The sequence below is a fragment of the Microcystis sp. M53603_WE2 genome (assembly GCF_030065435.1).
Genome location: NZ_JASJFF010000602.1, coordinates 1 through 8,135 on the forward strand (window position 1 = coordinate 1; position 8,135 = coordinate 8,135).

The 8,135-nt window shown below is 43.4% G+C and carries 10 protein-coding genes and 3 pseudogenes; 5 read left to right on the plus strand and 8 right to left on the minus strand.

Annotation, left to right across the window (positions count from 1 at the left end):
- Positions 1-540 (plus strand): annotated as a pseudogene (locus tag PX481_RS12785) (acetate kinase); the annotation flags it as partial.
- Positions 541-543: 3 nt separating this feature from the next.
- Here PX481_RS12785 and PX481_RS12790 read toward each other — a convergent pair.
- From PX481_RS12790 to PX481_RS12810, 5 genes are all read right to left on the minus strand, one after another.
- A complete protein-coding gene (locus tag PX481_RS12790) occupies positions 544-1,095 on the minus strand; it encodes an anti-sigma factor family protein (protein WP_288094688.1) in 552 nt (183 codons plus the stop codon).
- Between the two features lie 113 nt (positions 1,096-1,208).
- Positions 1,209-1,865 carry a sigma-70 family RNA polymerase sigma factor gene (locus PX481_RS12795; RefSeq protein ID WP_002759776.1) on the minus strand — a complete coding sequence of 219 codons (657 nt, stop codon included), beginning with the start codon at positions 1,863-1,865 and terminating at the stop codon, positions 1,209-1,211.
- 102 nt (positions 1,866-1,967) lie between these two features.
- On the minus strand, positions 1,968-2,093 hold the full coding sequence (locus PX481_RS12800; protein ID WP_288027017.1) for a hypothetical protein: 126 nt from the start codon (positions 2,091-2,093) through the stop codon (positions 1,968-1,970).
- Between the two features lie 45 nt (positions 2,094-2,138).
- Positions 2,139-2,729, minus strand: a complete 591-nt coding sequence (locus PX481_RS12805) for a PAP/fibrillin family protein (RefSeq protein WP_002759778.1) — start codon at positions 2,727-2,729, stop codon at positions 2,139-2,141.
- A 435-nt stretch (positions 2,730-3,164) separates the two neighbouring features.
- Positions 3,165-3,434: a globin family protein gene (locus PX481_RS12810; RefSeq protein WP_002759779.1), complete on the minus strand. Its 270-nt coding sequence runs from the start codon at positions 3,432-3,434 to the stop codon at positions 3,165-3,167.
- A 149-nt stretch (positions 3,435-3,583) separates the two neighbouring features.
- Here PX481_RS12810 and rseP point away from each other — a divergent pair, with 149 nt between their 5' ends.
- The 3 genes from rseP to PX481_RS12825 all read left to right on the plus strand — a co-directional run bounded on the left by rseP (position 3,584) and on the right by PX481_RS12825 (position 6,158).
- A complete protein-coding gene (gene rseP, locus PX481_RS12815) occupies positions 3,584-4,675 on the plus strand; it encodes an RIP metalloprotease RseP (protein ID WP_002759781.1) in 1,092 nt (363 codons plus the stop codon).
- Positions 4,675-5,331, plus strand: coding sequence for an endonuclease III (gene nth, locus PX481_RS12820; RefSeq protein ID WP_002759789.1), 657 nt, complete (start codon positions 4,675-4,677; stop codon positions 5,329-5,331). Before rseP ends, nth begins: the two co-directional genes overlap by 1 nt.
- Before the next feature lie 218 nt (positions 5,332-5,549).
- Complete coding sequence (locus tag PX481_RS12825; protein WP_002759790.1) at positions 5,550-6,158, plus strand: rhomboid family intramembrane serine protease; 609 nt, start codon at positions 5,550-5,552, stop codon at positions 6,156-6,158.
- On the opposite strand, the gene PX481_RS12830 is transcribed toward PX481_RS12825, so the two are convergent.
- Positions 6,155-6,481 carry an antibiotic biosynthesis monooxygenase family protein gene (locus PX481_RS12830; protein ID WP_002759792.1) on the minus strand — a complete coding sequence of 109 codons (327 nt, stop codon included), beginning with the start codon at positions 6,479-6,481 and terminating at the stop codon, positions 6,155-6,157. The genes PX481_RS12825 and PX481_RS12830 overlap by 4 nt on opposite strands.
- A gap of 160 nt (positions 6,482-6,641) precedes the next feature.
- On the opposite strand from PX481_RS12830, the pseudogene PX481_RS12835 reads away from it, so the two are divergent.
- Positions 6,642-7,273 (plus strand): annotated as a pseudogene (locus tag PX481_RS12835) (NADPH-dependent FMN reductase).
- On the opposite strand, the gene folB reads toward PX481_RS12835, so the two are convergent.
- Entirely contained in the window at positions 7,260-7,616 is a 357-nt protein-coding gene (folB, locus tag PX481_RS12840; RefSeq protein WP_288094689.1) for a dihydroneopterin aldolase, read from the minus strand. The pseudogene PX481_RS12835 and the gene folB overlap by 14 nt on opposite strands.
- Positions 7,617-7,747: 131 nt before the next feature.
- Positions 7,748-8,135, minus strand: a pseudogene (locus PX481_RS12845) (glycosyl transferase family 2); the annotation flags it as partial.

An 8,135-nucleotide genomic window follows, 5' to 3' on the forward strand; every position in this document is an offset into this window, starting at 1 on the left:
AAGGGGGGTAAAAGTATCGATACTACTATGGGATTTACTCCCCTAGAGGGATTGATGATGGGAACCCGCAGCGGTTCGATCGATCCAGGGATTCTGATTTATCTAGAGCGAGAATATCAATATAATCCCGATAGTTTAAATAGTTTACTCAATAAAGAATCGGGTTTAAAGGGAATTTCGGGTATTTCTGGGGATATGCGGGCAATTACGACGGCGATGGCCGAAGGCAACGAGAGGGCAAAATTAGCATTTGAGATGTATATTCATCGTCTGAAAGGTTTAATCGGATCGATGATCGCTTCTCTAGAGGGGTTGGATGTGTTGGTATTTACGGCAGGAATCGGCGAAAATTCAGCTTTAGTACGGGAAAAAGCCAGTCAAGGCTGGCCTTTTTTGGGTTTAGAGTTAGATTTAGCTAAAAATGCCGCTCGTCCCCGGGATGAGGATATCGCCAGCGAGACATCTAAAGTGCGAGTGATGGTAATTGCTACGGCGGAAGATTGGGCGATCGCACGAGAATGCTGGCATTTATCTCCATAGACCTTACCTTTGGCCATTCTCTTTTGGCTGTTCCGTTGCGGGAATCTCCATAATCGGATGGTTAAGAGCAATCATCAAATGGTCTCCCTCTTGGCTAATACTGCTCGGACTGCTCGCCATTTGGGAGAGGGGATCATTGCGTCCCGAGACGAAGTAGGAGCCAACAGCGATCGCCATAGCGGTGAAAATCGCGCCACCATAAACATAGTATTGCCGACGACGCTGACCATCGACTTTTCTGAACACCTGTTCTGCTAATCGGTCGCTGGCAATAGTAGCCGGTACGGGAATTTGCTTTAAATTTGTTTGTAATCCCAAGAGCTGCCGATAGAGTTTTTTAGCAGCAGCATCATGGTCTAACCAATGCTGAACTAGCTTCCTTTCCTCTACCGTTACTTCGTTATCAATATAGGCGCTAATTAAATCGAAACGATGAGCTTCTTCGTTATCCTCATCTAAGAATAAAATATCCTCGGTTGCGGAGTTGCCATCGCTGTCATCGTGACGTAACAAAGACTTGATCCATTGAACGTCTTCGGGTTGATAATTATTCATGGTTGACCTCGACCAGAAGCGATCGGTATGCAATCACTTTTCACCAGCACGGAGCTAGTTAAATTTAACGACTCCTCACTTCGGCCGTTAGTGCCGAATCACCACAATATTCTTTAGCCTTCGGTAAAATAGGGCTGTAAAACGGATTGTAATTTAGCGCGAGCGCGAGCAATGCGGGATTTAACAGTTCCTAAAGAAACTCCCGTCATCTCGGCAATTTCTTCGTAGGCCATGCCTTCAATTTCTCGCAGAATAATAGTTGTCCGAAAAGCTTCTGGTAAATCAGCGATCGCCGCCTGTAATTGATCGTAGAATTCGTGGGTGGTGAGATGTTCATCGGGACTGGGGTAATCGGACTCGATATCCCAATCGATTTCGCCATCTTCCACGCGCCGGGGAGCATCGAGGGAAATGGGGTGATTAACCCGCTTGCGTTTCCGCAATTCGTCGTAAAAAAGATTAGTGGCAATGCGACTTAACCAACCGCGGAACTTGAGGGGTTCATGGAGACGGTTAATATTGCGATAGACGCGAATCCAGACCTCTTGAGCCAAATCAGCGCGATCTTGCCAATCGGGAGCCAAATGATAGAGTAATTTATCAATATGAGCTTGATAGCGCCGCAGCAGTTCCGCAAAAGCTGCTCGATCGGGCTGGCACCCTTCCTGACAGCGTGCAATTAGATCGTAGTTGGAGAGTTTGTCAGGGGACACGGGGTTTTGAGACTTTTTGGCCTCAAGTGACCAAGATGCTGGAATCGATTGACTCATGGGATTTCCTCTAAGGATATAAACTCCTCACTCAGAGCTTGAGGACGGGAGAATTCAGTAAAGGTTCCCGAAAATAAATAATTTTTTTCCCATATTTTGATTCTAACCGATCGGGGCATTCATCTGGGGGAGCAAGTGGGGAGGTGGGGTAGTGGGGTAGTGGGGTGTCGGGTGTGGGGTAGTGGGGAGGTGGGGTAGTGGGGTAGTGGGGTAGTGGGGAGAATACATAAAAGCTGTCTCGGAGTCTCGGAGTCTCCTGAATAGCTCTGTAAGTTAGGTTTTTTCCTTAGCGAGAATAAAGACGCTGCCCTCGCTGCCGCGGCCGATGCGGAGATCTTCATCGAGATAGGTGATATCGAGCCAACCTGTTTGTTGGCGATTATTGAAAGAAAAATCGAGGGGAGGAAATTTTTTGCCACTCTCGATCGCATCGATAAATTCTTGGGGAGAATGATAATTGAGAAGACGTTGCAGACCGAGGATCGAGCGCTCAAATTTGACCATTACCCGGCGCTCGGATGTGGGTTCAAAGGTAGCGGAGACGATTACTACCCCTTCTAGCCAAGGTAGTCCGATAATTTCGGCGATATTGTAGAGTTTGGCCTTGTTCAGGTCGAGATATTGATAAATTTGCCCTAATTGAAAAAAAGGTAGGCGATCTATTCCCAGAATGTTGCGGCTGCTGGTGAATAGCAAACGCCAATTGCCCCCTAATAGTTGTTTAACTTCGAGGGGATGGGGATGGGGATTGTGATCCTCCAATTGTTCGATCGCCGCTAAAATCCGCACGCGGTCGCTTTCTGTCGCCAGGAGTCCGCGATTTCTACCAGCGATCAATTCTAATAATTTCGCTTTGGCATCCATAGAATAGACCTCCTGTAAAAATCAAAAATTGTTGTTAGGGTTAGGAATCAGTAGCTAGGAGAATTAAGAATGAATAATAATCAATTAAATAGTCTATTTACAGATTTTATACAATTTAATCGTTATTTGTGCCGTTTTTGAACCCTCAAAACTAATTATGCAAGAGGTTTAATCTCCCTTACTTTTATAAACTGCCTCGACCCGCTAGGTACTCGCTCAAGGTTTTTGCTGATCCCAAGAGGCTCACCTGCGCCGATGATTTGAGAGTTTCAACGGGGTTTTAACCTCGGTGAGCGGCATTTTCAACTGTTGACTTGATTATTTTAACACAGATTAAATGCCTCGGTTTTAAAACTTTTTCATAACCGTAATTAAATGATCGAAATAGGAAGTAATTGCGTTTTTTTCTGAGTCGCTAAAATACTCTAAGCTGTATTATTTTAAAGCTTCTAACCCCGAAATAATCGCCCGATCGTTATCAACGATACTATTAGAATTATCCCGCAGTTTTCGAGCTTGTTGACTATAAACAAGTAAATCAGGCTCTAAATTGACGATAGTATCTAAATCGCTATCGCTGAGATAGCAAGTTTGATCATCCGCTTGTTGCCAAATAGCGATCGCTGATTGCTGATAGGGCCAATTAGCGAAACTGATGATTCTCGCTTTTGGGATCAATTGCTGGGTGCGCTCACTCAAAGGCATCGATCGCTCTCCGTTAGGTCAGATTAGGCAGTTAAGATCACTTCTATCATAAATGATCGAAAAATTAGCGATAACTCCAGATTTTTTGAAATCTGTCCAAGAGGATCGCTTACAATAAACAAAAGCTAAGTCATTATAATTTGATCATCATGTCAGTTTTAATAGCGATCGGTGTACTTGCCCTATTAATTGTCGTTCACGAATTGGGTCATTTTGCCGCTGCTCGTTGGCAATCTATCCATGTTAATCGCTTTTCCATCGGTTTTGGTCCAGCTTTAGCTAAATATCAAGGTAAAGAAACGGAATACGCCCTCCGCGCCATTCCTTTAGGGGGTTACGTTGGTTTTCCCGATGACGATCCCGATAGTCAAATTCCCAATAACGATCCTGATTTATTACGCAATCGTCCTGTTTTCGATCGAGCTATCGTCATTAGTGCGGGAGTAATTGCTAATTTAATTTTTGCCTATTTTTTGCTTGTTACCCAAGTCGCTACGGTGGGTTTTCCCCAAATTAACTATCAAGAAGGGGTAATTATTCCAGAGGTTTTTACGGCTGAAAATTCCGTCGCTAAACAAGCGGGAATACAAGCGGGTGATATCGTCCTCGCTATCAATGATCAGCCCCTTGGTGCTTCTCAAAATGCCATTATTGACTTCCGTGACATTATTCAATCGTCCCCTAATCAACCCCTAAAATTAACCATCAAACGCCCCACAGAAACTCTCGATTTAATTGTTACTCCTGAATTGGGAAGTGATGGTCAGGGTAAAATTGGGGTTAGATTGGCTCCCAACGGTCAAGAAACTCGCCTGAAAGCCGATAGTTTTGGCCAAGCTTTTAGCTTAGGTGCGGGTGAATTTCAACGATTAACCCTATTAACCGTGCAAGGTTTTGGGCAGTTAGTTAGTAACTTTAAAGACAGTGTTCAACAGGTAGCAGGACCGGTTAAAATTGTCGAATACGGAGCCGCAATCGCTCGTAATGATGCGGGTAATCTTTTTCAATTTGCCGCCCTAATTAGTATTAACTTAGCGGTGATTAATATTCTGCCTTTACCTGCTCTTGATGGTGGTCAGTTGGTATTTTTATTAATCGAGGCTTTGGTAGGTAAACCTCTCCCGACTAAACTGCAAGATAACATCATGCAAACAGGTCTAGTTTTACTCTTAGGATTAGGAGTTTTCTTAATCGTGCGCGACACGGCTAACCTAGCAGTTTTTCAGGATTTATTCCAGTGATGGACTCTCGAAAAAAAACTGAACCTCAACTGCGCGCCCTAGAAATTTTAAGCAACTTAAAGCGATTATATCCAGAGGCAACCTGTAGCTTAAATTATCAAACTCCCGTGCAGTTATTGGTGGCAGTGATTCTCTCGGCACAATGCACTGATGAGCGGGTAAATAAGGTAACTCCTGCTTTATTCGCTCGTTTTCCCGATGCTAAATCCTTAGCTTTTGCCGAGCGAGAGGAGTTAGAAACTCTCATTCGTTCCACGGGATTCTATCGCAATAAAGCTAAAAATATTCAGGGTGCTTGTCAAAAAATCCTCAAGGATTTTCAGGGGGAAGTACCCAAGACAATGGCGGAATTATTAACGTTACCCGGGGTAGCTAGAAAAACGGCTAATGTGGTACTTGCTCACGCTTACGGGATTATTGAGGGGGTGACAGTAGATACCCACGTTAAGCGCTTAAGTAATCGTTTGGGTTTAACTACTAATAACGATCCAGTGAAAATTGAACGGGATTTAATGGCTTTACTACCTCAACCAGATTGGGAAACTTTTTCTATTAGTATTATTTACCACGGCCGGGCAGTTTGTAAAGCAAGAAATCCCGCTTGTTTTTCCTGTCAATTAGCCCCTCTTTGTCCCGCAGCAAACAGTAAACAGTAAACTGATAACTCACACCTGATAAGTAGGGAGGCAAAATTATTTGTAGGATGGGTTAGCGGTAGCGTAACACAATCGGGCGTTGGGTTTCATGCTTCAACCCAACCTACGTTCATCTTATATTTAATTCCACCCACCTACTTAACTGGTAACTGAATCACTGGTAACTGAATCACTGATAACTGATAACTGATAACTGATAACTGATGTGGGGGGCTATAATGGGAAAAAATAACTCATCCATCAATCTTATGAGTCAAGGATCTCGGCAAGAAATAAAAACCCAAGCAATAATCCTCGCTACCTTTGTGGCGATTTTTTGGCTGTTAGAGATTTTAGATCAATTTGTTTTTCGGGGCAGTTTAGACATTTTCGGGATTATTCCGCATCAAGTCATCGGATTGCGGGGTATTCTTTTCGCACCTTTCCTACACGGTGACTTTCCCCATCTTATCGCTAATACCGTTCCTTTCCTGATTCTTGGTTGGTTGGTGATGTTACAGGAAACCAGTGACTTTTTTATTGTGACTGGGTTAACTATGCTGGTGGGGGGGTTAGGAGTCTGGTTATTTGCTGCTCCCGGATCCATCCATATCGGAGCAAGTATCTTGATTTTTGGCTATTTAGGTTTTTTATTACTGCGGGGCTATTTCCAGAGAAATATTCCTTCTATACTCTTGTCAATTCTAGTCTTCTTACTCTACGGTGGCACAATTTGGGGCGTTTTGCCTTCCCGTCCGGGGATTTCTTGGCAAGGACATTTATTTGGTTTCCTAGGCGGGGTTTTAGCCGCCAAATTAATCGCCACCGAAAAGAAACATTATCCCTAAATGGGGGAACCTTCTATCTCGCTACATACTTCATAAAAATCGGTGACAGGCGGTTTCGCAAACAGAGGAGCCATGGATTTCAGCAATAATTCGTGGGCTTCGCTTTTATTTGCCTCCATATCATCGATTTTATCCCAGATGATCACGGCAATTCCTTCGTCGGTTCCGGGTTTTTGCAACAGAAAAGCTCCCTGGAATCCCGTGGAATAGGTGGAAACGGCTTTTTCGTAGAGTTTTTGGGCTTCGGAAAAACACCCCGGTTTAAATTCACCAATAGCCACATAGGCATATTTATGTTTGAGAAAATCGAGAAATTCTGGCATGGCAATGAGGGGAAATGGAATAAATCTTTCTTTCTACTCCTATTAAAACTTAGATCGATCGCCCCCTCCGCCCCATCGACATATTTTTTTAACTAAGCTTCCCCAATTGTCTCTTTTTTTGTTAGCTTATATGTAGTCGTTATGAGTTTGTATAAGTTCTATGATCAAAATTGTTGGTATTAATGGCAGTTTACGCCCAGGATCCTATAGTGCGATGGCGTTAGAAGTTGCTAAGCTAAACGGCTTTTACTTCGGATCACCGATATAGACTCCAAAAGGGTTATAGCTGTTGGATCATGCAGGTTAAGCGCCGTTTAGCTTATCAGTCGAGTACAGGCGTTAGGAGTAGAAACGGAGATAATTGACCTGAGAAAACTCTCTTTACCCTTCTGTAACGGGGGAGATGACTATTCTGACTATCCCGATGTGGCCAAAATGCAGCAAACGGTTAAATCGGCAGCGGGATTAATTTTGGCGACACCGGAGTATCATGGCAGTGTCAGTGGTGTGATGAAGAATGCCCTAGATTTAATGAGTTTTGAGGAGTTATCGGGAAAGGTTGCTGGATTAATCAGTGTTTTAGGCGGCCAATCCAATAGTAACGCCCTAAATGACTTAAGAATCATTCTCCGTTGGGTTCATGCTTGGGTAATTCCCGAACAAATTAGCTTAGGACAAGCGTGGAAAGTCTTCAACGAAGACGGAAAAATCCTTGACGAGAAGCTTTCCCAACGTTTTGACGCTTTTGCTGAAAGTTTAGTCGATAATACCCGTAAACTCAACGAGATCTAGTAATATCGATGGTGATTTTACCAGTGAAATGGGGTATTGGGGCGGCGGGTTTCGATAATTGTACTCTTACCTGTCGCACGCCCTCGAGTTGTAGGATATCCTCAGCGATAACCGTGGCCAATTTTTCCACTAGGGCAAATTTGCCGGTTTCAATCTGGTGTTTGACAATTTCGATCGCCTGTCGATAATCTAGGGTATCTTCAATCGCGTCACTTTTGCCAGCAATGCTGATATCAAGTTCTAGGGATAAATCTACCTCAAACCATTGACCTAAAACCTGTTCTTCGGCCAGATATCCTGTGTAACCGTAGGCACGAATTCCTGTAACGTGAATAGTATCCATAGATAGTTAAATTTAAAAACTGGCAGCGTTGGTCACAAAGATGAAGTGTAACCTAATTTGGTATCGACGACCCACTCCCCAAAACGAAAACTTCCTACCCGACCATTAAGATAACTGCTATAAATTATAGTTTAGACGGCTCTTACCTGTTCGGCGTAATCTTTGGAGCGTAGTTGACGGAAACCTTGAAAAGCCAGTTGTCTCAAGTTTAGAGGTAAATAGGAAAGCAGTAAACCCAGTCTAGCTCGTCGGGATTTTCCTAACAATTGCGAGGCTTTTTCTATTAAAACTCGCCCAGCTTCGGTTTCTCCCTTTTCAATTAATTTTATTCCCAAAGATTCCTGTAAAAAAGCGGCTTTTTTTACTCTTTCTTCTTCTAATTTTACATCATTAAAGTGATAACCTTCTGTACAAAACAGTTTTGCTTGCAAAAAGTGAACCGCTTGTTTTAAGCTAGTTTGACCGCCATGGAAACGATATTCCATTAATAATTCCGGCAGAAAATAAGCTTGTTTTCCC

Excerpts from the sequence above, each read along its gene's own strand:
- PX481_RS12790 (WP_288094688.1), bottom strand. The coding sequence starts at position 1,095 with ATGAATAATTATCAACCCGAAGACGTTCAATGGATCAAGTCTTTGTTA.
- PX481_RS12830 (WP_002759792.1), bottom strand. The coding sequence starts at position 6,481 with ATGCCAGAATTTCTCGATTTTCTCAAACATAAATATGCCTATGTGGCT.
- nth (WP_002759789.1), top strand. The coding sequence starts at position 4,675 with ATGGACTCTCGAAAAAAAACTGAACCTCAACTGCGCGCCCTAGAAATT.
- PX481_RS12795 (WP_002759776.1), bottom strand. The coding sequence starts at position 1,865 with ATGAGTCAATCGATTCCAGCATCTTGGTCACTTGAGGCCAAAAAGTCT.
- PX481_RS12805 (WP_002759778.1), bottom strand. The coding sequence starts at position 2,729 with ATGGATGCCAAAGCGAAATTATTAGAATTGATCGCTGGTAGAAATCGC.
- folB (WP_288094689.1), bottom strand. The coding sequence starts at position 7,616 with ATGGATACTATTCACGTTACAGGAATTCGTGCCTACGGTTACACAGGA.
- PX481_RS12810 (WP_002759779.1), bottom strand. The coding sequence starts at position 3,434 with ATGCCTTTGAGTGAGCGCACCCAGCAATTGATCCCAAAAGCGAGAATC.
- PX481_RS12800 (WP_288027017.1), bottom strand. The coding sequence starts at position 2,093 with ATGTATTCTCCCCACTACCCCACTACCCCACTACCCCACCTCCCCACT.
- PX481_RS12825 (WP_002759790.1), top strand. The coding sequence starts at position 5,550 with ATGGGAAAAAATAACTCATCCATCAATCTTATGAGTCAAGGATCTCGG.
- rseP (WP_002759781.1), top strand. The coding sequence starts at position 3,584 with ATGTCAGTTTTAATAGCGATCGGTGTACTTGCCCTATTAATTGTCGTT.